The organism is Bacillus sp. 491mf (assembly GCF_900112415.1).
In the GTDB taxonomy this organism is placed as follows: domain Bacteria; phylum Bacillota; class Bacilli; order Bacillales; family Bacillaceae_G; genus Bacillus_A.
Window position 1 is genome coordinate 40,072 of the sequence record NZ_FOLV01000019.1, and the last position, 24,541, is coordinate 64,612.

General features: G+C 37.2%; 19 protein-coding genes, 1 pseudogene and 1 riboswitch. Of the genes and pseudogenes, 10 read left to right on the top strand and 10 right to left on the bottom strand.

Annotated features, from left to right (window positions below):
* Window positions 1-280: 280 nt before the first annotated feature.
* Window positions 281-1,657, top strand: a complete 1,377-nt coding sequence (locus BM211_RS16650; protein ID WP_035437746.1) for a sigma-54 interaction domain-containing protein — start codon at window positions 281-283, stop codon at window positions 1,655-1,657.
* 172 nt (window positions 1,658-1,829) lie between these two features.
* Window positions 1,830-3,239 (top strand): NAD-dependent succinate-semialdehyde dehydrogenase, encoded by a 1,410-nt coding sequence (locus tag BM211_RS16655; RefSeq protein WP_371261888.1) that lies wholly within the window; start codon window positions 1,830-1,832, stop codon window positions 3,237-3,239.
* 45 nt (window positions 3,240-3,284) lie between these two features.
* On the opposite strand, the gene BM211_RS16660 is transcribed toward BM211_RS16655, so the two are convergent.
* The 6 genes from BM211_RS16660 to BM211_RS16685 form a co-directional block, all read right to left on the bottom strand.
* Window positions 3,285-4,514: an aminopeptidase gene (locus tag BM211_RS16660; protein WP_035437744.1), complete on the bottom strand. Its 1,230-nt coding sequence runs from the start codon at window positions 4,512-4,514 to the stop codon at window positions 3,285-3,287.
* A 95-nt stretch (window positions 4,515-4,609) separates the two neighbouring features.
* On the bottom strand, window positions 4,610-5,701 hold the full coding sequence (locus BM211_RS16665) for a polysaccharide deacetylase family protein (protein ID WP_090998620.1): 1,092 nt from the start codon (window positions 5,699-5,701) through the stop codon (window positions 4,610-4,612).
* A gap of 129 nt (window positions 5,702-5,830) precedes the next feature.
* Window positions 5,831-6,949 (bottom strand): polysaccharide deacetylase family protein, encoded by a 1,119-nt coding sequence (locus BM211_RS16670; protein ID WP_035437795.1) that lies wholly within the window; start codon window positions 6,947-6,949, stop codon window positions 5,831-5,833.
* Between the two features lie 422 nt (window positions 6,950-7,371).
* Window positions 7,372-8,271, bottom strand: a complete 900-nt coding sequence (locus BM211_RS16675; RefSeq protein WP_090998622.1) for a sigma factor regulator N-terminal domain-containing protein — start codon at window positions 8,269-8,271, stop codon at window positions 7,372-7,374.
* Complete coding sequence (locus tag BM211_RS16680; RefSeq protein ID WP_035437739.1) at window positions 8,271-8,762, bottom strand: RNA polymerase sigma factor; 492 nt, start codon at window positions 8,760-8,762, stop codon at window positions 8,271-8,273. The genes BM211_RS16675 and BM211_RS16680 overlap by 1 nt, the downstream gene beginning before the upstream one ends.
* Window positions 8,763-8,888: 126 nt before the next feature.
* Window positions 8,889-10,085, bottom strand: coding sequence for a NupC/NupG family nucleoside CNT transporter (locus BM211_RS16685; RefSeq protein WP_090998624.1), 1,197 nt, complete (start codon window positions 10,083-10,085; stop codon window positions 8,889-8,891).
* 175 nt (window positions 10,086-10,260) lie between these two features.
* Window positions 10,261-10,362, bottom strand: a riboswitch (purine riboswitch).
* 122 nt (window positions 10,363-10,484) lie between these two features.
* Here BM211_RS16685 and rlmD point away from each other — a divergent pair.
* The 5 genes from rlmD to BM211_RS16710 all read left to right on the top strand — a co-directional run bounded on the left by rlmD (window position 10,485) and on the right by BM211_RS16710 (window position 16,907).
* Complete coding sequence (rlmD, locus tag BM211_RS16690; protein ID WP_090998626.1) at window positions 10,485-11,861, top strand: 23S rRNA (uracil(1939)-C(5))-methyltransferase RlmD; 1,377 nt, start codon at window positions 10,485-10,487, stop codon at window positions 11,859-11,861.
* Between the two features lie 247 nt (window positions 11,862-12,108).
* A complete protein-coding gene (locus tag BM211_RS16695; RefSeq protein ID WP_090998628.1) occupies window positions 12,109-13,098 on the top strand; it encodes a tRNA dihydrouridine synthase in 990 nt (329 codons plus the stop codon).
* Window positions 13,099-13,601: 503 nt separating this feature from the next.
* On the top strand, window positions 13,602-14,132 hold the full coding sequence (locus tag BM211_RS16700) for a YehS family protein (RefSeq protein ID WP_035437731.1): 531 nt from the start codon (window positions 13,602-13,604) through the stop codon (window positions 14,130-14,132).
* Window positions 14,133-14,253: 121 nt separating this feature from the next.
* A complete protein-coding gene (locus tag BM211_RS16705) occupies window positions 14,254-14,961 on the top strand; it encodes a M48 family metallopeptidase (protein WP_035437730.1) in 708 nt (235 codons plus the stop codon).
* A gap of 440 nt (window positions 14,962-15,401) precedes the next feature.
* Entirely contained in the window at window positions 15,402-16,907 is a 1,506-nt protein-coding gene (locus BM211_RS16710) for an MFS transporter (protein WP_256217132.1), read from the top strand.
* A gap of 76 nt (window positions 16,908-16,983) precedes the next feature.
* Here BM211_RS16710 and BM211_RS16715 read toward each other — a convergent pair whose 3' ends face one another.
* On the bottom strand, window positions 16,984-18,729 hold the full coding sequence (locus tag BM211_RS16715) for a sensor histidine kinase (protein WP_090998630.1): 1,746 nt from the start codon (window positions 18,727-18,729) through the stop codon (window positions 16,984-16,986).
* A gap of 1 nt (window position 18,730) precedes the next feature.
* Window positions 18,731-19,438 (bottom strand): response regulator transcription factor, encoded by a 708-nt coding sequence (locus BM211_RS16720; RefSeq protein ID WP_035437726.1) that lies wholly within the window; start codon window positions 19,436-19,438, stop codon window positions 18,731-18,733.
* Between the two features lie 153 nt (window positions 19,439-19,591).
* On the opposite strand from BM211_RS16720, the gene BM211_RS16725 reads away from it, so the two are divergent.
* Window positions 19,592-20,794, top strand: coding sequence for a DUF418 domain-containing protein (locus tag BM211_RS16725; protein ID WP_090998632.1), 1,203 nt, complete (start codon window positions 19,592-19,594; stop codon window positions 20,792-20,794).
* Between the two features lie 146 nt (window positions 20,795-20,940).
* A complete protein-coding gene (locus BM211_RS16730; protein WP_035437722.1) occupies window positions 20,941-21,162 on the top strand; it encodes a hypothetical protein in 222 nt (73 codons plus the stop codon).
* Between the two features lie 184 nt (window positions 21,163-21,346).
* Here the strand turns inward: BM211_RS16730 and BM211_RS16735 are convergent.
* Window positions 21,347-21,568 (bottom strand): annotated as a pseudogene (locus tag BM211_RS16735) (GNAT family N-acetyltransferase); the annotation flags it as partial.
* Between the two features lie 12 nt (window positions 21,569-21,580).
* A complete protein-coding gene (locus BM211_RS16740) occupies window positions 21,581-22,690 on the bottom strand; it encodes a mandelate racemase/muconate lactonizing enzyme family protein (RefSeq protein ID WP_090998634.1) in 1,110 nt (369 codons plus the stop codon).
* Window positions 22,691-22,946: 256 nt separating this feature from the next.
* On the opposite strand from BM211_RS16740, the gene BM211_RS16745 reads away from it, so the two are divergent.
* Window positions 22,947-24,053, top strand: coding sequence for a M20 peptidase aminoacylase family protein (locus BM211_RS16745; protein ID WP_035437719.1), 1,107 nt, complete (start codon window positions 22,947-22,949; stop codon window positions 24,051-24,053).
* The last annotated feature ends 488 nt before the right edge of the window (window positions 24,054-24,541 follow it).

Sequence of the window (24,541 nt, forward strand, 5' to 3'; positions counted from 1 at the left end):
GCGGTCATGGCTTGTTTCTGCCGCATGCCATGTTTAAAACATAAGGATGAAGCGAGTGAGGGTTATGTAGTGTTCTGCGAGGCCACACTTGAAGCTGTTTAAATTGCGATTTAAAAACTTGTTTGCCACTGTTCCTATGCTCCCTGTTATATAATGATAAGAAAGCATTATATAAATTGGACGTGTTTGCATATTATGCCTATTAAAAGGTAAACCCTGCGGTGTTTTGAGACAGGGTTATGAAACTTTTAAAATATTTAAACCTCAGGGAGTGACTGGGATGGTGGCGGAAAAGGAACGAGCGTTTATGGATTTGAAAGATGTATTTGAATACGCTTTTGATGAAATTTTTGTAACTGATGAGAAAGGGATTGTCGTTCGTGTAAACAGCATGTGTGAAAGACATTACCAGTTACCGGCGGAACAATTAATTGGTAAGAGTGTAAAAGAGCTGCAAAAGGACGGGATTTTTTATCCGTCAGCAACTCTTGAAGTGATTGAAAAACAGAAGCCGGTGGAAATTGTGCAAACGACAAAATCGGGAGAGTATTTACATGTTCGAACGCGACCAGTTTTTGATGATCAGGGCAATTTACGAAGGGTCATTAGCTACTCACGTGATTTAACAGAGCTTTATCAATTGCGTCAACAGGTAGAGGCGATGACTGATCAATTAAAAACGTATAAAAAAGAATTACGAGAAACATATGAACATGAAGGACTTATTTTTAAAAGTGCGGCTATGGAGAGAATAGTTGGAACAATAAAAAAGGTATCTGTAGTCGATAGTACAGTTCTTGTTTTAGGAGAGACCGGAGTTGGAAAAAGTCGATTGGTACGCCATTTACATGAACTGAGCCATCGGAAAAATGAAATGTTTTATGAAACCAATTGTGCAGCATTGCCAACGAATTTAATTGAGTCCGAATTATTCGGATATGCAGGCGGTTCTTTTACAGGCGCGCATCGTGAAGGGAAAAAAGGGATTTTAGAACTGGCCGATAAAGGAACGCTCTTTTTAGATGAAATTGGTGAAATGCCTCTTGAAATTCAAGCAAAGCTTTTACAAGTATTACAGGAAAAAACGTTTCGCTCAGTAGGCGGCAGAGAATTAAAGAAAGTAGATGTTCGCATTGTAGCTGCAACGAATAGAAATTTGCAAGAGATGGTGAAGCAGGGGACGTTTCGAAAGGATTTGTATTATCGCCTAAACGTTATTCCTATTTACATTCCTCCTTTACGTGAGAGGCAGGAAGACATTTTACCGCTCGTTTCTTATTATTTGCAGCATTTTAATGAGAAGTATGGACGCAGCGTGACATTATCTCCGCATGTGTTGCATGCATTTTTAGAATACCCGTGGGAAGGAAACAACCGCGAAATAGAAAATGTAATGGAACGTGTTGTCATTACTGCAGATGAGCTTGTGACAATGGAGGATTTACCATTATCTATGCAAAAGTCGACGATTGAGCAATCGGGGAAAAGTTTGTATGAAATGTTAGAAGATGTAGAGCGCAGTATTATTTTAAAGGCGTATAAAGTGCATGGATCAAGTTATAGAGTAGCAGAGGCGCTAAAGATTAGTCAGTCTGCGGCGACGAGGAAAATTAAGAGGTTTATTGAAGAGGAAGAAGGGTCGATGAAGCCGATTTGAGAAGACCAACATAAAAAACCTTTCTTTTTTGGGGTGGTCGAGAGCGGGTTTATGTAGTGTTTTGCGAGGCTGCGAGCATCTTGTTTTTTAGGTTACATAAAAAGGTATATCATAGTAACTATAAAGGAGGAAGAACGAAGTGGATAAAAAGGCAATGTTAGATAAGAAAGCGATGTACGTAAATGGAGAGTGGATTCATTTGCATGAGCAAATTGAAATTAACAATCCTGCTACGCAAGAGGTGTTTGCGACTGTTCCGAAGGGCGGAGTAACGGAGGCGAAGCAAGCAGTGGATGCGGCGCATGAGGCGTTTAAGACTTGGTCGAAGTTAACGGCAGCAGAGCGCGCGAACAAGTTGAAAAAGTGGTTTACGTTAATTGATGAGCATAAAGAAGAAATCGCTGCTATTATGACAAAAGAACAAGGAAAACCGTTTCCAGAAGCGCTTGGTGAAGTAAATTATGCAAATAGTTTTGTAGAATGGTATGCGGAAGAAGGAAAGCGTGTATATGGCGAAATGATTCCGGCTTCTCACCCGAATAAGCGAATCCTTGTAACAAAACAACCTGTTGGTGTCATAGCAGCAATTACGCCGTGGAACTTCCCGGCAGCGATGATTACAAGAAAAGTAGCACCTGCATTAGCGGCTGGTTGTACGGCAGTTGTGAAACCAGCAAGTCAAACGCCATTAACAGCGTTAAAATTAGCTGAACTTGCGCATGAAGCGGATATTCCTAAAGGTGTTTTAAATATTGTAACAGGAAGCGCGAAAGCAATTGCTGATACATGGATGAATGATGGACGTGTGAGAAAGGTATCCTTTACGGGATCAACGGAAATTGGCAAAGAATTAATGCGTGGTGCTGCAGAAACAGTGAAAAAAGTTTCTCTAGAATTAGGTGGTCATGCACCATTTATTGTAATGAATGATGCGGATTTAGATAAAGCTGTTGAAGCGGTAATTGGTTCGAAATTCCGTAATGCTGGCCAAACGTGTATTTGTACAAATCGCGTGTTTGTTCAAGAAGATGTATATGAAAACTTCGTAGAGAAGTTCCAAAAAGCTGTCGGAGAGTTACAGGTAGGTGACGGTTTTGCAGAAGGCACAACTGTTGGGCCACTTATTGATCAATCAGCTGTTGAAAAAGTACAAGAACATATTGAAGATGCCATTCAAAAGGGCGGAAAGGTACTGAACGGAGGCCAAAAGGTTGCGGAATTAAACGGTCACTTTGTTCAGCCAACTGTAATCGGCGAAGCGAATGATGATATGTTATGTATGACAGAAGAAACATTTGGGCCGCTTGCACCTGTTGCAAAATTTAAAACAGCTGAAGAAGTAATTGAGCGCGCGAATAACACGCCGTACGGCCTAGCAGCGTATGTCTTTACAACAAATATTAGTCAAGCATTCCAAATTAGCGAAGCGCTGGAATACGGAATTATCGGTTTAAATGACGGTCTTCCATCGGTTGCCCAAGCGCCATTTGGTGGATTTAAAGAAAGTGGTATCGGCCGTGAAGGTGGTCACTTTGGAATTGAAGAGTATGTAGAAATTAAATATATTTCATTAGGGCTATAAAAAAAATCGCATCAACGAAACCGTTGATGCGATTCTTTATGGGTATTAAAACGCCCAATTCCCTTTACGGAAGATTGGTTCATGTGTATCGTCTGCTGTAATACCATCAATATCTAGTTCGCCAGAGCCAATCATAAAGTCTACGTGTGTAATACTAGAGTTTGCACCGTTTGCTTCAAGCTCTTCTTTTGACATTGTTTTACCACCGTCTAAGTTGAAGGCATAAGCGTTACCGATTGCTAAATGGCAAGATGCATTTTCATCAAACAATGTGTTATAGAACAAAATATTTGTATTCGAAATAGGTGAATTGTGCGGTACTAATGCAATCTCTCCTAAGAATCGAGCACCTTCATCTGATTCAATTAAATGTTTCAATGTTTCTTCTCCAACTTCAGCTTTACAGTCTACAATGCGTCCATTTTCAAATGTAAGCGTAAAGTTATCAATTACATTTCCAGCGTACACTAATGGCTTTGTACTTGCTACATATCCATTTACGCCTGTTTTTAATGGCATTGTAAATACTTCTTCAGTTGGAATGTTTGCCATGAATGGGACATTTTTTTCGTTAATGCTGCCAGCACCTACCCATAAATGTTTTTCAGGAAGTTCGATTGTTAAATCTGTTCCTGGTCCTTTGTAGGATAGTGCTTTATAGTGTTTATCGTTTAAATAGTGTACTTTCGTATGTAAGTTATCGTCATGTTCTTTCCACGCTTCAACTGGATTTTCTAAGTTCGCACGAGTAGCTTGGAAAATTGCATCCCATAATTTTGCCACTTGTTCTTCTTCTGGTACATCTGGGAATACCTTCGCTGCCCATTCCACTGTTGGAACAGAAATTACACACCAGCTTACTTTGTCAGCTTGCATATATTCGCGAACTGTTTTCATCGCTTCTCCAGCTGCCCGGTTTGCGCTCGCAATGCGCTTTGGATCCACACCTTTTAATAAATCTGGATTTTCTGCGTAAATAGACATAAATGCTGCGCCTTCTTTTGCTAGTTCTTCACGTGCACGTGCTTTCCAAGCAGGGAATTCAGAAAAGGCTTCTTCTGGTGCTAAATCAAATTTTAAGCGTGATAATTGCTCATCTACAAAGTCAACGTATACATGTTTTGCTCCAGATTCATAAGCTTTTTTTGTAACAAGACGAACGAACGGAGCAGCTTCAATTGGTGCGCCAATACTTAACGTTTGTCCAGGTTGAATATTTACTCCGATATTTACCGCGAGTGAAGCATATTTTTCTAACGTTTGCTCAAATGACATATGCATTCTCCTTTATTCAAATATTTCTTATATACATAATACAGGAAAATTCTGAAATTATAAATAGAACCCGATTGCAATCGGGTTCTATTTTCTTATTTAATTGCTAACGCAAACTGTTCTACAGTCGTATTGTTATGAATACGGACACGCTTCATGCGTAATAACTCATCTGATTCACCTTTTGTAATGAATTGTCCAGGCTTTGTTGTTGTCGCAAATTGATAATATTTTTTCGTTTCTGCCACAACTTGATCATTTACATGGCCAAATGGATAAGCAATCGCAATAACAGGTTTTCCGGTAACTTTTTCGAGTTTCTCCTTCGAACCTTTTAGCTCTGCTTCATAGTTTGTGATTTTCGGTAAATCTGCATGTGTCGCGGTATGAGATTGAACAGAAAAAATTCCGGAGTTTACCATTTCTTTTATGTCAGCTGTCGATAGAGAACCTTCTGTATCGATGGAATCGGTAATCATATACTCTGTTGCAGTTGGTTTGAATTTATTATCTTTTAGTTTTTGTAAAATATGAAAAGCGTTTAAATTATTTTTCATCCCATCATCAAATGTAACGAAAATCGGCTTGTTCACTTTGTTAATATCGTCCCAGCGTTCAAATGTTAAAAGTGTATAGCCATTATCTTTTAAGTGCTTCATTTGCGCTTCAAAGTTGGCAGGGGAAACAAATAGGTCTTTAATACCGCTTCCTTCTTTATAATCATCAATCGCATGATACATTAAAATAGGTGCGTGTTGTTGAAAGACAATTGCTGATTTTGTAAGGGGAATAGTTTTTCCATCTTCTTTTACACCATTTGCCTCAATTTGATATTCTCCGCGTTTTCCTTCAAATTCTTTTAAATCGAACGGTAAAGAAAAATGATTTTCTTTTTCTTTAGAAGAAAATGTTTTGCCACTTTCCTTCCCGTCAGCGGTGCGCCAAATTTTGTATTGCACTTCTGTCAGAGGATCTTTTACATCTTTTGTATTGATAACGGTGTTTGTTGATTCATGTGTAATTGGATTCCACGAAATGGATCCTTGCGGTTGTATTTTCTCTTCTGTTTTCTTAGCTGGTTGCTGCTTTGAAATAGCTGCTTCTTTTTTCGGTTCTGTTTGAGTCGTATTACTACAGCCAGTGATGAACAGAGTAGAGAGTAGTATCGTAGAAATATATTTTTTCATAGTATAAGCGTCCTTTAATTAAATTGTATAAGAAGAGGCTGCCTTGTTCATAAAACAGCCTCACGATATATAAATTCATTTTTCCACATATAAGTCGCTGTTATGCAGTAGGAATGTGTATGTAGATCATTAATTGCGCTCTCTTACCAATGCTGTAAATTCACCGATTGTTGTTTTAGGTCCGACAAAATGGCGTTTAATTAAATATTGCTCGTTTGGTGTACCTTTTGTAAGGTGATTGCCATGATCTGTTGTTACGGCAAATTCGTAATGTTTTTTCGTTTCTGCAACAGCTTGGTCGTTATAAGAACCTACTGGATATGCAAGGGCGATGATTTTCTTACCAGTGACACCTTCGATTTTTTCTTTTGAAACGCGTAGTTCTTCATCATAATTGTTAGAAAAAGCCATCATCGCATGAGTAGATGTGTGCGATTGGATAGAGAAAATACCGGAACCTGCCATCTCTTTAATCTCATCTTTTGAAAGACGGTTTGGTGCATCCATATCATTGGCAACAATAAACTCTGTTGCTGCTGGTTGGAATTTATCATCTTTTAAACCTTGTAAAATTCTAAGGGCATTCATATTATTTTTTCGTCCATCATCTAACGTGATAAAGACAGGTTTATTGACACGATTTATATCATTCCAGCGTTCAAAAGTCAGTAGTGTATACCCATTATCTTTTAAATATTTCATATGTAACTCGAATTGTTCTGGCGGTACATACAAACCTAACTCACCGTCACCTGGTCCAGAGTATTTTTCAATTGCATGATACATGAGAATTGGTACAGACTGTTGGAATGTAATTGTAGATTTCGCAAGAGGTACTTGTGTGCCATCTTCTTTTAATCCTGTTGTTTCAATTTGATATTCTCCGCGTTTCAAATTGAAAGCTTTTAAGTGGAATGGGAAAGCAAAGTTACGTTCTTTTTCATGTGATGAAAATGTTTGTTTGCTTTCAGGGCCATCAGCAGTGCGCCAAACGTGGTATTGTACTTCCTTAAACGCATCTTTTAAATTGTTCATATAGAGCACAGTGTTTTTCGCATCAGGTGCAAAAGGTTCCCATGTTATATTCCCTTGTGTTAAGGGAACGTCGACTGTTTTCGCTTCAACTTTCTTCGTTTCCTGTTGCTTCTCGGCAGCTGCATCTTTTTTCTGTTTATCACTAGTCGCACTAGTATTGCAGCCTACGAGAATAGTAGAAGAAAGTAAAGCTAGTAGTGCATATTTCTTCATCATATCCATCCTTCTATTGTGTATTATACCCTTGTTAATCATATCACTCTCAAATGAAGAGGGGAATATACTTTTTTGGATAATTACGACAAAGATACTGAATTTTTGCAAATAATTATGAAGATGTATGTTTATTAGAAAAAGGTGATGTAAAAAAACTTTTTTTAAGGGGGACGAGAGGATCTGGCAGCGCATAGAAACGTTCAGGGCTTTTTTCTGTTCTTTAATAATAAGTAAGAGACCAAATATTCATCCCGCTATTCGTGGGCAGTAAGACCCCCACCTCAAGATTGAGAGAGAATCGAAGAAGATAGGTGGGGGATAACTGCCCGTAAAAGCCCGATTGGTGAGGGCTGATAATCAGTGGGGGATGAAGAAAGCCCCCACTGATTAAAGTTTCACTTTATCTGGTCTCTTGCTTATTATTTCTTTGGTTTAATATAAGGGACAATTTGCGCAGTAGCCCCTACAGAAGCGCCGCGAATAAAGTCTTGATTTTCTAAGGCTTTAAAGTTTTGGGTTTGACCAGTCAACATTACTCCTAAAATTTTTACTTCATCAAACTGTTTATTTTTATTTGATTTTAAAAACTTTTGAATTGTTTCTTCATCACCATCCGCGTCATACTTTTTAAGCGCATCAATAAAGCTATTGTATGCTTTTTTCGGTGAATCAGATGGATCGAATCCATAAACAGGCATACCAGCAGGTCCCTTACTTTCATCTGCAATTGGTGATGTCATATACAACCATACGACGTTTAAATTATCAGGAATCTTTGCTTGGACTTCTTGTAATGTATAAGGTCGATCAAAAGAAATCGCAACTTCCGCAACGTGATTTTCCATTTGTGAAATTGCCCCTAGTTCATTTTGCACACCATGGTAGTACTTTTGAATAGATGGGTGATAAAATTTTGCAACTTTCTTCTTAGTTTGTTTATCATACTCATAGGACCAATTGGATCCTGGTATTAACTCATTGTGATCAAGATTAACGCGAAGCCAATCATACGAACTTGTCAGTGTGCTCCATTGTACTAAATAACCATTAATATTTTTAGAACGATTCGTTACAATATTACCCCCAAACATAGAGGAATTACTCGTAACTTGAGAATTGGTTTGAATATTAGGCTCGGCAATTTCATTATGTAAAAAGAGTCGCTCGTGAAGTTTTGTAGAATTTTTCGCCGCAAAGAAATTACCAGCTTTATAAAAAATTAGTAATAGAATAGGTACAACGATAATTGAAGTAATGACGATTTTTAGTAGTTGTTTTCGTTTAGCTTTTTTTAAAGCCCCTTTTAATGAAGTGTCCATTAATGTTTTCCCTCCATTTTTGAGTGAACAAATTTACGTGCACGATATAATTTTTGCTTTACGCTACTTACTTTAATATCCAAAATAGTCGCAATTTCTTCATATGAAAAATCATAGTAATACTTTAGGAAGAAGACTTCTTTGTATTCATTTTTGATGTCTTTTAATAAATAGAAAATCTCATCTTTATTTAAAATGGCGTCAAATTCGCGGTCTGTATATTGTAGCTTTGAATAAATTCCCTCGGTTAAGTAGATGTTTTGCTGCTCTTTTTTTCTTTTTAAATCAATATATTCATTGAGTGCGACTCTAAAAAACCACGGACGTATATTGCTCTCAGTTAGATCATCCAACAGCGTGTACACTTTGTAAAAAGTGTTTTGAATGATATCTTCAGCATCTTCTTTTTTTGCTCCTTTCGCTAGTAATAGATTGAGCACTTCCTCTCCTAAATTGATAAGATAGGAGGCGAGTGTATCTTCTTTTTTCATCAGTTATCCTCCCTATACTTATACAACGAATAAATAACAATAAATGTATACACTTATAATGAATCAATTTTATAAAGAAAATAAAAAAATAGCTTCCTATTTTAAAAATAGGAAGCTATCTGCTAGTTAAATAAATAATCCTGCGATTGTCGCAGATAAAATAGAAGCTAATGTTGAAGCGCAAAGGAGTTTCCAACCAAAATGTGATACAATGCGCCCTTGTTTTTCAGATAGAGCACGAATTGTACCAACGATTGCGCCGATTTGGCTAATGCTTGCGAAGCTAATTAAGAATACCGTAACAATCCCAACTGTGCGCGGAGATAATGTTGTCATGATTTTCTTTAAATCTAAAATTGCAACGAATTCGTTTAATGCAATCTTCGTTCCCATAATACCACCAGCAGAAATAACATCATGTGCTGGAATTCCCATTAAGAAAGCAAATGGTGAAAGAATGTAACCGAAAATTTGTTGTAGTGTAATTTTATAACCAATTGCACCTGAAGCAGAAGAAATTACGAAGTTTACAACTTCCATTACACCGATAAAAGCAATCATTAATGCCGCAACAATTCCAGCTACTTTTAAACCGTCTAATGCACCGTTAATCATTGCATCAATTAAGCTGTTACCAAACATATTTTTATCGAACTTTTGGAGCTTTTCATCCTCTTGTGCTGTATCAACTGGTGTTAATAATGAACAAACGATAAGACTAGAGAATAAGTTTAGCGGCAAGGCTACTAATACGTATTTTGTATCTAACATCATCACATAAGATGCTGTGACAGAAGCTGATACAGAGCTCATTGCCGAACAGCAAATGATAAACATACGGTTTGCATTAAAATGCTGCAGGTCATTTTTAATAACAAGTAATGCTTCACTTGATCCAAAGAAGACCGAGTTTACAGCGTGGAACGATTCCACACGCGGCAGACCTGTAATTTTTGAAATCGCACCGCCAGCAACGCGAACGATAAAAGGTAAAATGCCAAGATAACTAAAAATAGAAAGTAGTGCAGAGAAAAAGACGATAATTAATAATACATTAAAGAAAAAGACAAAATCTTTATGAATGCCGTTAAATAAAAAGTCCACACCGGTCGTACCAAGTTTAATTAATTTATTGAAGACTTGACCGATAAAAACGATGATTTGCTGACCAACTTTTGTTCCAAATACAAACCAACCAATTAAAATTTGGAAAACAAGCATAATAATAATAGCGCGGAAATTTACTTTTGCTCTGTTGGTAGAGAAAGCAAAACAAATTCCTAATACGGCAAGAATACCGATAATACTCATTACATAGTGCACAAAATTTTCTCCTTTCAGATGTTTAATTAAATAGAAGAGTAAACCTCAAAGGTTTCAAGTCATACGTATGATGTCTGACCTTTAAAATAGAAATAAAAAAAGACCCATACAGATCGACTTTCTTCTATGCGAGAAAGCTAATCAATATGAGTCTTTATATACGAAAAAAAAGCTAATATTCATTAGTTTTCCCCATAGTCCAGCAATTTCCGGTTGCCAGGTAGAGACTCTCGATCCATATCATCAAGTATATATGAGGTAACATCATCCGTATGCAATTAAGTAGTAGCGTAACATTAATAAAGAATTGTCGTCAATAGAATTTTTCTTCCAATGGCTAAAGAGCGAGCGAATATGGTAAAATGTAACGCAGTGTTATGAAAAAAGAGAGGTCGGAAAATGAGTAATAAAATGACGCCACCAGTTGAAAAAACCGAGTTTATAGATGTAGTGTTTGAAGATTTAACACATGACGGTGCCGGTGTTGCGAAAGTAGAAGGCTATCCTATTTTCGTCAAAAACGGATTACCAGGTGAAGAAGCGCAAATTAAAATTATTAAAGTGAAAAAGAACTTTGCTTTTGGTCGTTTAATGAAGCTTCATAAAGAAAGCCCATATCGTAAAGATGCGGAATGTCCAGTATACAATCAGTGCGGCGGTTGTCAGCTGCAGCATCTAACATACGAAGGACAACTACAAGCAAAAGAAAAACAAGTACGCGACGTAATGCAGCGCATCGGCGGACTACATGATGTACCGGTTCACCCTGTCCTTGGCATGGAAAATCCATGGGTATATCGAAACAAAGCACAAGTACCAATCGGCGAACGTGAAGGCGGACTTGTCGCTGGCTTTTACCGCCAAGGAACGCATGACATCATTAATATGGAAACATGCTTAATCCAAGCAGAAGAAAACGATACATTAATTCAAGAAGTAAAACGCATTTGTGAAAAGCACGGCATAACAGCGTATAACGAAGAACGCCACAAAGGCACACTTCGTCACGTCATGGCTCGCTACGGACAAGTTACAGGGGAAATCATGCTTGTCTTTATCACGCGTACCGCAGAACTTCCAAACAAACAGGCAATCATCGAAGACATCACAGCGAAGTTCCCAAGCGTAAAATCGATCGTCCAAAACGTAAACAACAAACGCACAAACGTCATTTTCGGCAACGCAACAACAGTCCTATACGGATCAGAATATATTTATGACTTTATCGGAGACATTAAATTTGCGATCTCAGCACGTTCTTTCTATCAAGTAAACCCAGAACAAACGAAAGTACTTTACGATAAAGCACTAGAGTACGCAAAACTAGATGGAAATGAAACGGTCATCGACGCATACTGCGGAATCGGATCAATCTCGTTATTCCTAGCGCAAAAGGCGAAAAAAGTATACGGCGTTGAAATCGTCCCAGAAGCAATCGAAGACGCAAACCGAAACGCAGAACTAAACAACATGACAAACGTCGAATTTGGCGTAGGTGAAGCAGAAGTAGTCATCCCAAACTGGTACAAACAAGGCATCATCGCCGACACAATCGTCGTCGACCCGCCTCGTAAAGGGTGCGATGAAGCGCTATTAAACACAATCATCGACATGAAGCCAAAGCGTGTTGTGTATGTATCATGTAATCCAGCGACACTTGCTCGTGATTTGAAGGTGCTTGAGGAAGGTGGATATAAGACGCAGGAGGTTCAGCCTGTGGATATGTTCCCGCATACTACGCATGTGGAGTGTGTGGCTTGGTTGGAGTTGATATAATAGAAAAGCAGTTGATATAGAAAAATCTATACCATCTGCTTTTTTGTTTCTAAAAATACCATTCAGGATCGATTTTAGTTAAAATAAATATTGTCGATTTTAACAAATTATAAATGCCCAAATGTACTTGTATTTGATAATAATTTATTAAGCATGATATAAGTGTAAAAGAAGTGGAACACTTGGCTTTATATTTTTTGACCGAGAGTTTGAAGTTGTATCCATAGTGAGAGGATTTGAGTTAGAAATGATAGATAATTTTTGGCGTGATTTACCACGACCATTTTTTGTACTTGCACCAATGGAAGATGTGACAGATGTTGTTTTTCGTCACGTAGTAAGTGAAGCCGGTCGACCGGATGTATTTTTCACAGAGTTTACAAACTCGGATAGCTATTGTCATCCAGAGGGTATGAAAAGTGTGCGTGGCCGTTTGATTTTTACAGAAGATGAACAGCCAATGGTGGCACATATTTGGGGGGATAATCCCGAATATTTCCGTCAAATGAGTATTGGCGTGGCAGAGCTAGGATTTAAAGGCATCGATATTAATATGGGTTGCCCTGTCCCGAATGTGGCATCGAGAGGGAAAGGTAGTGGTCTTATTCTGCGTCCAGACGTTGCGGCAGAACTTATTCAAGCAGCAAAAGCGGGCGGACTGCCTGTCAGCGTGAAAACACGACTTGGCTTTAAGGAGCTAAATGAGTGGGAGGAGTGGTTAACGCATATTTTCAAACAGGATATTGCGAACCTTTCTATTCATTTACGTACAAGAAAGGAAATGAGTGAAGTAGATGCGCATTGGGAGCTAATTCCGGAAATCAAAAAATTACGTGACCGTATCGCACCAAATACGCTGCTAACAATCAATGGAGACATTCCTAACCGTCAGATTGGGCTGCAGCTTGCCCAGCAATATGGTATTGATGGCGTTATGATCGGACGAGGTATTTTTAAAAATCCTTTTGCTTTTGAAAAAGAACCAAAAGAGCATAGCAGTAAAGAACATCTTGATCTTTTAAGACTTCAGCTTGATCTTCAAGATCAATATGCGGAAGTACTGCCACGTTCAATCACAGGGCTTCATCGCTTTTTCAAAATTTATGTAAAAGGATTCCATGGAGCTGCTGAATTAAGAAATCGATTAATGAGCACGAAATCAACAGATGAAGTGCGTGCATTGCTTGATAAATTTGAAAAGAGTGTTGATGAGGCAGGGGACAGTGAAATGATGTAACTCCCAAAAGTTAGAGGGAAATGAATTACATCAACTTACGTGTATTTATTTTGTTTAGTTTCGAGTTCCTTTGCAGACGGCAACTTTTGTTTTGATAAAGTCTGTTTTCTGAAAGAAAAGGTCTTAAGAATGTAATCAACTTAACAGCACCCTTGTGTTGCCGCATACACTCAGTACATGTGGAGTGTTTGGCTTGGCTGAGTTTAAAATAAGCGTAGAGCTGGAAAAGAACAGTGTATTTGAGAAATCAAAGCACTGTTTTTTCTTTTAGTTAATGTTATGAGGGGAATCTTTTTATAAGCAGACAACAAACACGTAAGAGATCTATAGATACAATGATGGAGAAAAGTTCGGGTAAGACTATAAAACCTATCTTTAAAATGTTAAAGTATTAATTTAGCGGATAGTAGCTTAAAAGTTATACTTAACATAATAATTTAAAGCATGTTAGAGGATACACTGTGACTGCTGAATAAATAATCAACACTTTAGGAGGACTAACAATGGCAATGAGCAATAATGATATATTAAAAAGAGTAAGATATGCTATGGATATAAAAGACATAGATATGGTAGAGATATTTAAACTTGGTGGTATTGAAGTAACGAAAGAAGAAGTAGTTGATATGCTTACAAAAGTAAAGAAAAGTCCCCAACATGAAGCTGAAAATGCTGATGTAGTCGAAGATGATTACGTATTAACATGCGATATGATGATGTTAGAGTCATTTTTAAATGGATTTATTACTTTAAAAAGAGGAAAGCAAGATCCGAAACCAGGGCAACCGGCTGGACAAGCGATGCCTTTACAGAGTAATGAGAGTGCCAATAACCTTCTTCTAAAGAAAATGAAAATAGCACTTTCATTAACGAGTGAAGATGTGCTTGATATATTAGACAGCGTAGGAGTTAAGGTGACAAAAGGAGAGTTAGGCGCTCTATTAAGAAAGAAAGGTCATAAGAATTACAAAGAGTGCGGCGATAGATACGCAAGGAATTTCGTAAAGGGATTAGCTGTAAAGTATAGAGGATAAGGAATAAGCGTTGTGACATTTATGTTGAAACAGTAAATGATATAATAGATAGAGTAGGACGTTTGTAGCCTACTCTTTTTTATTTGTAAAAATAACATGAACGAATACTTTAGGTGATGAAATGATACATACATATTTAGGTGAGACAATTAATTTTCATATAAATTATAAGAAGAAAAAATCTGTACGTCTTTATGTAGATTCTTACGGGAATGTGGAAGTGCAAGCTCCGAAAGGTACACCTGCTGAATATATAATCCAGTTGTTAGAGGAGAAATGGGATTGGATTCAGAAAACACGTAAGGAAATGCAGGAGAGAGCGCGTGGTCCACAGGAAAAGGCTTATGACCAAGGAGAGGGCTTTCTGTATTTAGGAAACACGTATCCGATACAGGTTTCTCAAGATGCAACTATTGAGCAAGACAATGCAGTGTTTGAAGGAAATAAGCTACACATCTATGTGAAAGAGCTTAAGAATGAGAAAATTCAACAAGCTTTAAAGCGGTTTTACTATAAGCAGTGTAAGACGTTAGTGGAGAAGAGTATTAAAGCGCATCAAAGTAACTTTAAAACAAAACCAAGGTCCATTCGTATTACAGACAGTAGTCGTACGTGGGGAACTTGTGATTCAAATTTGCAGTTAACATTTAATTGGAAGCTGGCAATGGCACCGCCGAGGGTAATCGACTATGTAGTCGTTCACGAAATGTGCCATATGGTCCATCTAAATCATGATCGATCCTTTTGGCGCCTTGTTGGGAAGATAATGCCTGATTATAAGGAAATGGAAGACTGGTTAGCATTATCAAGCTGGAAAATGACGGTTTAGTAGTGACATTGTTGGAGAGATTGCTGTTGCACTACAGTTTTCGTTTATAATTGCTTTTTTTCTTATAACTGAACTCACAAATACCTCATGTGTTGCCACATACACTCTGCACATGTGGAGTGCGTAGCAACATTAGTACTAAGCCTACTTTCTTCCAAGAAGTGGGCTTCTCTTCATATCTACAGAAATATAAACCCATTCCACTTAAAATAACTCCAAAGACAATTCACCAACATAAAGTAAATTTCAAAACATACTTATAGTAAGTACCTGCATGCCACTACAAACGAAGTAGATTTTTGTCAGAAAAACACTTCCAAATTTTGTTATTATTCAATGTGAAAATGTTATTCTATTTGAGTGGATAGGATTGAAAAAATGGGGAATGAAGGGAGAGCATAATGGAAAAGAACAAAAGAATGCCCTTTGTAATATTAGCCATGGCATTAGGACTTTTTATGTCATCTCTGGATAACACCATTGTTTCAGCGAGCATTAGTCAAGTTATTAAGGATATTGGCGGGTTCGATAAAATGAGCTGGGTTTTTACGGCTTATATGCTTGCGGCAACAAGTACGATGCTTGTGTTTGGGAAAATGAGCGATTTATTTGGAAGAAAACTGTTTTATTTACTCGGGATCAGTTTATTTCTAATTGGCTCGGCATTATGCGGAACTGCTCAAAATATAGACCAGTTGATCGCGTATCGTGTTATTCAGGGGATAGGTTCAGGGGCTATTTTTCCGATTTCATTCACAATCATTTATTCAATTTCTACAGATCCTAAGCAAGCTGCGAAAATGTCTGGTGTGTTTGCGGGGATATTTGGTATATCCTCAGTTCTTGGACCGCAGATCGGCACTTGGATTTCCGAAGCCTCTTGGTTAGGGTGGAGATGGTGCTTTTATGTAAATGTACCTTTTGGCATTTTATCGGTTATTACTTTATTGTTTTCTTTAAAAGAATCTAAGTCAGAACATAAACCAAAAGTGGATTATCTTGGAACGATTTTATTAATTGCTTCAACTGTGTTGCTTCTTCTCGGTTTAGAATGGGGCGGGAAGGATTATGCCTGGGACTCCGTTCAAATCATTGGAATGTTTAGTGCAGCTGCTATATCGATTGTGTTGTTTATATTAGTGGAAAGAAAGGCCAGTGAACCGATTTTACCTCTTTCCATTTTTAAAAATAAAATGGTGCTTGGCACAAGTATTATTGTATTTTGTCAGGGAGCAATCATGTTCTCTGCGATTACGTATCTTCCCATTCTCTCAGTAGCTATTATTGGGAATGAAAATTCAAATAGTGTGTTAACGCCAATGATGTTTCCGATTATGATTGGTGCGATTTTAGGTGGTTTCCTTTGTACGAAAGTTCCTTTCCGTACCATTATGGTCATTTCCATGGCATTTGGAATATTTGAGGCTTACATGCTTAGTACCATCACACATGATACATCAAAATTAACAGTAACACTTGTCATGATCACAATGGGGCTGATTGTTCTTGGGCCACTTATGAGTGTTGCGCAAAATGCCGTCGCTCAATCCGTCGATATGAAATATATGGGGATTGCGTCATCGGTTGTGGGATTTTGGAGAAGTATTGGTGGTGTGATGGGAGCTGCAATTACAGCAACCATTGTGAACAATGATTTAAAAGAAAAGATGGTGGATTTTGCAGTGTCTTCTAGAATGCCGGCTGATCAAATTGAAAAATTAGCAAAACCAGAAATCTTGATGCAAAATCACACACAGATTCCTCCTCAGCTAGTAGAATTCATGAGGACGGCATTAGAAACAGCGTTGCACCGCGGTTTTATATTGGCGATAGTAGCTGGTATTATTGGATTGCTTGTTTCCTTATTTGTAGGTGGAGATCGTTATAAGGTTGAGCCAAAGGACAAGAAGGAAAAATCTGGAACAGAGGGGTTTGTTAGAGGTTAATAAGTAAATCAAAAGTGCCCCTTACGAAGAGGGCACTTTTGATTTTGGTGAACACTTCATTTGATAATAAAAAACTTTATAATATGCTCGTGCCATAAGCCGTTATATATACTTTTGTTCCCTTTCCAATTTCAGAATGTACTTCTAAGGTCGCTCCATGGAGAGTAGCAATTTGCTTAGCGATACTCATACCAAGGCCGACTCCTTCTATTTGTTCATCGGTGTTTGTTCCGCGGTAATAGCGTTCAAATAACTGTCCCATCGTTTCTTCATCCATGCCGACGCCGTTATCTTCAATACAGATTTGTAGTCCTTTTGGAGATTCAGAGACTCCAATGGTGATAGTTGTTCCGCTAGGATTATGTTTAATGGCATTAAAGATTAAGTTATCCATCATTCGCTCAAACCATTTTCTATCTGCTTCAATTTCTACTTGTTTATGAATAGGCTTAAAGTGAAAACAATAGTCTTGCAATGTTCGATCATCGGAAAATTTATTAATAATTGTTTCAAGGAGATCATTCAATTGATATGTTTCTTTAGAAAGAAGGAGATTATTATTTTTAAGCTGGAAGGTGAGTGAAAAATCCTCAATTAGGTGAAGCATGTAATCTCCTTTTTCACGAATCGTTTTTCCTATTTCCTCCAGTTCTTCTGCTGACCAATCATAATGACCACTTTCTAATAAATGTCCATATCCTTGGATGGAAGACAGAGGAGTACGAAGGTCATGAGAGATACCGGTCATCCATTCTTCCCGTGTTTTTTCTAGCTTTGCTCGTTCTTTTACCGATGCATCTAATTTTTCTGCCATTTTGTAGAAAGCATTGATGACCTCTTTATATAAGCGGTAGCGCATTCTTACTTTTCCGTTTTTTCGGTAGATTTTTTTTCTTTCTTTTTCGGTTAACACTTCATCATAACTGCCTTGTTCCATTCTTTCCAACCAACTTGTAAAAAGAAATAGCGGCCTGCCATAACGGAAACCGTTCCAAGAAGAAAGGGTAATCGTTATTAACAACACGATGGCACCTACGATACCAAAACCTATAAGATATTCTTCCATGATAGACAGTGTTTGATTTTTATCTTTCTTTTTTGGTGTATGTAAAATCCAAATCTTATCGGAAGAAGGATCCTTATAAACAGACATCTTTGTTGAATGAATGCCGGGTGCTGTTTCTCTTGAAACAATATCTAAAGGATCGTATTTTTTTAGATTCATTGGCTTTCCGATATTCTCGATAATATCCCCTTGTTTGTTAATAATATGAAGTGTGCCGTTTATTTTTTCGAGCTGTTCTTCAAGTTCAGCTTTATTTGTTTCAGAAATCTGACTATTTAAGTTGTAGGTTTTAGCAAACTCTTTCAAAATATCCTGTTGTTTATCTTTATATCCAACCATAAAAATATGGTCTTTTTTATATGTATTATCAACTTTAGTTAAAACGGTAAATTCACTAAAATGTTTCGTTTCTTTTATTTCTAAAATGTCGCCTACAGAATAGTGTTTAGGCAGGGAGGAAGGTGCATTACTCGATGTAATCACATGTCCTTGATCATTGACAATTTGTGCCCACATTTGTCTTTCACGAAGCAATTTTTCCCATTTCTTATCAATCTTTGCCTCGCCATTTTCGATTATCGTATCGGTCGTAATACAATCTAGTATCCCGGCTTGAAAGTTCCGTCTTAATTCTTGGCTACTAATTTGTTGAATCAATAAAAAAAACAGAGCAAAAACTAATAAAATCATCCCAATTGATAAGGTAATAAATTGAAGAGAGAAGTGAAAAATTAACCTTCTTCGTAATGGTTTCATATTATTTCTCCTGAACCAGCTTGTATCCGAGGCCACGGACCGTTAATAAAAATTGCGGTTGACTTGGATCTTCTTCAATTCGTTCTCGAATTCGTCTTACATGGACAGATACGGTATTATCATCTACGTAATGGGTAAATCCCCAAACGGCTTCTAGAAGTTCGGATTTTGAGAATACTTTGTTTGGGTGTTTGCACAAATACAATAAAAGTAAATATACTTGGGTCGGGCAAGAAACTGGCTGACCGTTCACAAATAATTCTCCTTTGTCTTCATCTATTAAAAACCTTCCGAAGTTATATTGCTTCTTCTTGTTAAGGATTCGTGAAGTTTCTACGGATGAAGTTCTACGAAAATGTGCTTTAATTCTCGCTGCAATCTCGAGTGGGTTAAATGGCTTTGTGACGTAATCATCTCCACCAATCGCAAATCCAGTTAAGACGTCAAGATCCGATACTTTAGCTGTTAAAAATAAAATATAGGCATTTGAAATTGCACGGATTTTGGGGCATAATTCAAATCCACTATAATCAGGAAGCATAACATCTAGCACAATCATATCAATTGAATTTTTTTCTAGAATTGCTAAAGCATCTGTAGCTGTATGTGCAGTATAAATATGGTTGAATCCTTCTTTTCTTAACACCATTTCAATCATTTTTACAATAGCTTTTTCGTCGTCTACAAGCAAAATACTTTTGTTTTCCATCCTTATCCACCTCGGTAACTATATTAGCATACGAACATTACGAGAACTTGAACGGAAGTAAAAAAGGTTTATGAAATGGTAATCTCTTGTTTCGCTAATGGAAAGGTTAAAATTGTAAATTAAAAGTAGCAAAAACATGTAAGGGGATAAAAAATGGATAAATATCGAGTTTCTACAGTTGATGGTATAAGGGGATTTAGTTTATTAGGTATACTGTTGGCTAATATGTTGATTTTTCAGTACGGAATATTTGGTAAGGATGAAATTAATTTTTATTCATTATCTGCGACAGATTTAGGAGCTTATAAAGCTGTAAAGGTTCTAATAGAAGGTAGTTTCATGCCTATTTTTACATTTTTATTTGGTTATTCAATGATCAAAATGAAGGAGAGTCTTGAACGAAAAGGGGTAAAAGTAAAACGATATTTTGTAAGACGCTTTTTCTTTCTTTTTGCTCTTGGATTGTTACACGCTCATTTTTTATGGGAAGGAGACATTCTTTCCTTTTACGGATTGATGGGTTTTTTCCTATTGTTATTTTTAAATCGCAAGAAAAAAACATTGATAGTTTGGGGAATTATTTTATTAGTGCTTACTTCACTTATGGGATATGGACATATGGAAGAGACGGCCAAGGAAAAAGAAAAGATGTCCCATTATATTGAAAAAACGAAGAAAGTTTATGGAAGTGGAAGTTATGCAGAAATTAAAGACCATCGACTCAATGAAGATCCGTTAGATTTGCCGGATGCGTTTTACTTATTTGCTTTATTGTTTTTACCATTTATGTCTGCACCATTGTTTTTATTCGGGATGTATGCGGCAAAGGTAAATTGGTTCGCGAATCCGATAAAGGAGCGATCGTTGTATAGGAAAGGGATTTTTATATTTCTCCCAATCGGTCTTGTTTTAAAACTGATGCCTTATCTTGCGCCTGAAAATGATTGGATAGGTGTAGGTGATATGCTCGGAAAGAATTTGTTGTCACTTGGGTATATTTTTCTGTTTGCCTATTTTTATACAAAATTACCTAAACGGATGCTTCGAGGAGCCTTTGAAAATATCGGAAAACTGTCGCTGACGAACTATTTAATGCAAACAGTTATTTGTACATCTATTTTTTATGGATATGGTCTGGGGCAATTTGGTAAGATGGGTATGATTTTGAGCGTTATTTTAGCAATTGCTATTTATGCTACTCAAGCAGTTGCTAGTCATTATTACTTGAGAAGATTTAATAGAGGGCCAGTAGAAACATTGTTAAGAATGTGGACGAATTTTTCGTGGAATGGTCATGCTCAGGGGAAAGAAGTGTTAACTGTAAAAGAAGGCTCTCGTAAAGTTGAAGGGATATAATAATCCGTATATGTTCCACGTTAGAGTTTAGGATATATTCACTAGGATGTTATAATTTAGTAAAAATAGCGTGATGTTATTAATGTAAATGTTTCTATACACTAATTAAAAGTAGTATTGAATATTTTTCAGCAAAGGAGAGTAGTATGCTACATAAGATTAAGTTTTATGTAATTGGATGTCTAGCGAGTGTAATTATTGGAGCGATTATGACTGGATTCAATATATTGTTTGGGACTATTTACCGAATAATAAAGGGGAAAGAGTTACATGTTAACATGACATCTGCTCTTATCATTTTTAGTATCGTTTCTATTATTGGTTTTGTAAGTATTTTAAAAAAAGGTCCTAGCATTCTCGAAAAATAGGATATTAAATTTTTTACTCGTCAGAGCGTGCCGCAAAACGTATCCTTTATACAAACAATGTGCATAAAAAAGCTTGCTTTCTTACGTTTGATAATAGACATAATTCAATCCTAGGAAGGAAGACAAACTATCATTATGATTTCTTATATTACGTATGCACTACAAGCAGTTTTTAGATCATGACTATGAGTCGTTCATCTACGAATGCACCGATCATGAGTCCATTTCCGCTTAATATATTTTGAAACTCTTCTAATGTAAGAGGCTGTAAGTTTTCTTTGTTTTCTAGTGCTTCAATGACATCATCTTGTACGGATAAGAGTTGCTCGGTGTGCTCTGAAGATAATGATGTAACTTTGAATGGTTGCCCGATTTGTTTCAATGTTCCTTCATAAAGAATGTTCATGCTGGGTCTCCTTTAGTGGATGACGTCTTGAAAAACAGTTAATTCATTGAGTACCTCTTCATCAATATCAACACCTAGTCCAGGTTTTTCTGCTAGGCGAATAAACGGTACGTCGTAAGATAGATTTCCAATGTCTTTTGTGAATTTTAATGGTCCTGTTAGTTCGACGCTTGTAATGATCTTTTTAGAAAAAGCGACATGGAATCCTGCGGAAGAGGCAACAGAGGATTCGACCATAGAACCAATTTGACACTCTATTTCAGCTAGTTCTGCTTGATGGGCTAGTTTGACAGCTGGGTAGATGCCGCCGCATTTCATTAGTTTAATGTTTACTTTATCAGCTGCTTGTTTTTGAATAATTTGGCGCATTTCCCGTGGTCCTTTTAATCCTTCGTCGATCATAAGCGAAAGATCTGTTTTTGAGCGAATGTAAGCCATCGCGTCAATATCGTCAGCGATAACAGGCTGTTCAATCCAGTCGATGTCTAAATGTTTCAGAGAACGTAATGCAGTTAGCGTTGTAGCACTGTTTTTCCAGCCTTGGTTTACGTCGATGCGAATGGCGATATCATTTCCGACTCGTTCACGTACAGCTTCAATTCTTTCCACATCTTCTTTCACATCTGTGCCGACTTTCATTTTAAAAGAGCGGTATCCTTTGTTCAGCATAGAATTTGCTTCTTCTGCCATATGTTCCGGCGTATCAATGCTTAATACATGCGTAATGGGGAATTCTTCATGATAGCGACCGCCAATGAGTTGATAGACAGGTTGTCCAAGTTTTTTACCCATTATGTCAAAGCAAGCGATATCAAGTGCAGCTTTGGCAGTAGGTACACCGTAAATAGTTTGGTTCATGGTGTCATGTATTTTCTCGATATTCATTGGATTCTTACCCAATAAAGTAGGAGCTAATGTGTGTTTTACAATATGAAAGGTGCTTTCCCACGTTTCACCTGTAACATGCTCGTCAGCGACTCCTTCTCCGTAACCGACAATGCCTTCATCTGTTTCGAGTTTGACAATAATAGAAGGCATATCTGGATAGGTGCCATAGCTGACAATAAACGGATTTTGAAGTGGTAAACGAATGGCGTAAATATGAATGGCTGTTATTTTCATTGAAAAGACCCCTTTCTGTTTACAATGTTTTTATGAATTTAGGGTAGCTGATGTAATTTTCTTTTTCGGTGTCTTCTCATAATTATATTTTAAAATAAATATATGGACAATTACGAATTATCAGTGTTTCCCTCTTGACATTTACAAGAATATTGAATATGTTTTTGGGAAACATGATTGTTATGAATAATAAGGCCTTTTAGCATTTTATACATCTTAAGAGAGTGGCTGCGATGTGAGAAGGGAGAGCACAACAGTGAAAAAAGTAGATTTGCAGGATCGGTTAAGCGGAATTTTTCAACATTTACATGAGAATCCTGAAGTGAGCTGGAAAGAGTATAATACGACTGCCTACATTGCGAAATTCTTAGAGGGAGAAGGCATTTCCTATAAAACGTTTGATGATTGTCCTGGTGTAATTGCAGAAATGGGAAGCGGGAAACCGATTGTCGCGGTTCGAGGTGATATGGACGCGTTATGGCAAGAAGTAGATGGAGAGTTTAAAGCAAATCATTCATGCGGTCATGATGCGCATATGACGGTTGTGATGGGGCTCATTTTACAGTTAAAACAGGCAAATTGGCAGACAGGAACAGTTCGCTTTATTTTCCAGCCTGCAGAAGAAAAGGGAAGCGGAGCTCTGAAAATGGTGGAGAAAGGCGTTGTAGATGACGTTGATTTCTTATTTGGCATTCACTTACGACCAATAGAGGAATTATCATTGAAGCAGGCAGCCCCATCAATTCGGCACGGAGCAGCTGACTTTTTAGAAGCTCATATTGCTGGAACGGACGCTCACGGCGCACGGCCACATCAAGGTACGAACGCAATTGATGTCATTACGATGATTAATATAGGATTAAAAAATATATGGTTTTCGCCGCAATATTCTTATTCCGTTAAAATGACGCGATGCCAAGCAGGCGGTGAGAGTTTAAATATCATTCCTGGGAATGCCCATTTTGCCTTGGATGTAAGGGCAGAAAATAATGGATTGTTGGAAGATCTAAAGAAAAAGATAGAACAAGTAATTCAATCAGCCGAATCAATGGGTATAAAGATTTCTTACGATTGGGTCGATTATGTACCTGGAGCAGTAGTATCAGAAGAAGCGGAACAGTTTCTTCGTAAGGGAATTTTGCAGACATATGGAGTAGAGGGCTGCACCGCACCGCTTCGCACAGCGGGAAGTGATGATTTTCATTATTATACGGTGAAAAAGCCTCATTTAAAGGCAGTTATGCTAGGATTAGGTGCGAATTTAAAGCCGGGATTACACCATCCCCACATGACGTTTGACCGATCTTGTATATTAGATGGCGTAGAAATTTTGAAGCATACGGTATTGGAAGTTTTGAAATAGTATTGTTTTTATTTTTACCTTTATGGTTTTAAGTGTGATTGTGAATGAAAGCTGATTCTTCCTTAACTTGGGGAAAATCGGCTTTTTTCGGGCGAAGAGACTTAATTGTTAAGCATTTTGAGTGTAGCAGCTGATTTATATTTATCCAAAACGTAGATTTGTTTTTTATCCATACAAGTTCACCATTGTTCCTCTAGTTATAACAATACTAGTATTGGCCCTTAGCGTGTTTAAAAAAAATACTGATAATACCTCTCTATGACCAAATAAACAAGGAAGAGAATTTAAATACATTTTAATATGTATTATTGCATATTAAAATGTATTGATAAAAATGTAAGCGCTTACTATAATAAGAGTATAAAGATGAACAACATCTTAACAACAAAAAAGAGGAGGAAGTCAAATGGCAATCGCAATGGCAGTTTTAAAATTCTTAGGTGGAATCCTTCCATTCGTACAAGAGCTTCTAAAAGCAGTAATGTAAG

Coding starts and splice junctions, on each gene's coding strand:
- BM211_RS16650 (WP_035437746.1), top strand. CDS start 281: ATGGTGGCGGAAAAGGAACGAGCGTTTATGGATTTGAAAGATGTATTT.
- BM211_RS16655 (WP_371261888.1), top strand. CDS start 1,830: ATGTACGTAAATGGAGAGTGGATTCATTTGCATGAGCAAATTGAAATT.
- BM211_RS16660 (WP_035437744.1), bottom strand. CDS start 4,514: ATGTCATTTGAGCAAACGTTAGAAAAATATGCTTCACTCGCGGTAAAT.
- BM211_RS16665 (WP_090998620.1), bottom strand. CDS start 5,701: ATGAAAAAATATATTTCTACGATACTACTCTCTACTCTGTTCATCACT.
- BM211_RS16670 (WP_035437795.1), bottom strand. CDS start 6,949: ATGAAGAAATATGCACTACTAGCTTTACTTTCTTCTACTATTCTCGTA.
- BM211_RS16675 (WP_090998622.1), bottom strand. CDS start 8,271: ATGGACACTTCATTAAAAGGGGCTTTAAAAAAAGCTAAACGAAAACAA.
- BM211_RS16680 (WP_035437739.1), bottom strand. CDS start 8,762: ATGAAAAAAGAAGATACACTCGCCTCCTATCTTATCAATTTAGGAGAG.
- rlmD (WP_090998626.1), top strand. CDS start 10,485: ATGAGTAATAAAATGACGCCACCAGTTGAAAAAACCGAGTTTATAGAT.
- BM211_RS16695 (WP_090998628.1), top strand. CDS start 12,109: ATGATAGATAATTTTTGGCGTGATTTACCACGACCATTTTTTGTACTT.
- BM211_RS16700 (WP_035437731.1), top strand. CDS start 13,602: ATGGCAATGAGCAATAATGATATATTAAAAAGAGTAAGATATGCTATG.
- BM211_RS16705 (WP_035437730.1), top strand. CDS start 14,254: ATGATACATACATATTTAGGTGAGACAATTAATTTTCATATAAATTAT.
- BM211_RS16710 (WP_256217132.1), top strand. CDS start 15,402: ATGGCATTAGGACTTTTTATGTCATCTCTGGATAACACCATTGTTTCA.
- BM211_RS16715 (WP_090998630.1), bottom strand. CDS start 18,729: ATGAAACCATTACGAAGAAGGTTAATTTTTCACTTCTCTCTTCAATTT.
- BM211_RS16720 (WP_035437726.1), bottom strand. CDS start 19,438: ATGGAAAACAAAAGTATTTTGCTTGTAGACGACGAAAAAGCTATTGTA.
- BM211_RS16725 (WP_090998632.1), top strand. CDS start 19,592: ATGGATAAATATCGAGTTTCTACAGTTGATGGTATAAGGGGATTTAGT.
- BM211_RS16730 (WP_035437722.1), top strand. CDS start 20,941: ATGCTACATAAGATTAAGTTTTATGTAATTGGATGTCTAGCGAGTGTA.
- BM211_RS16740 (WP_090998634.1), bottom strand. CDS start 22,690: ATGAAAATAACAGCCATTCATATTTACGCCATTCGTTTACCACTTCAA.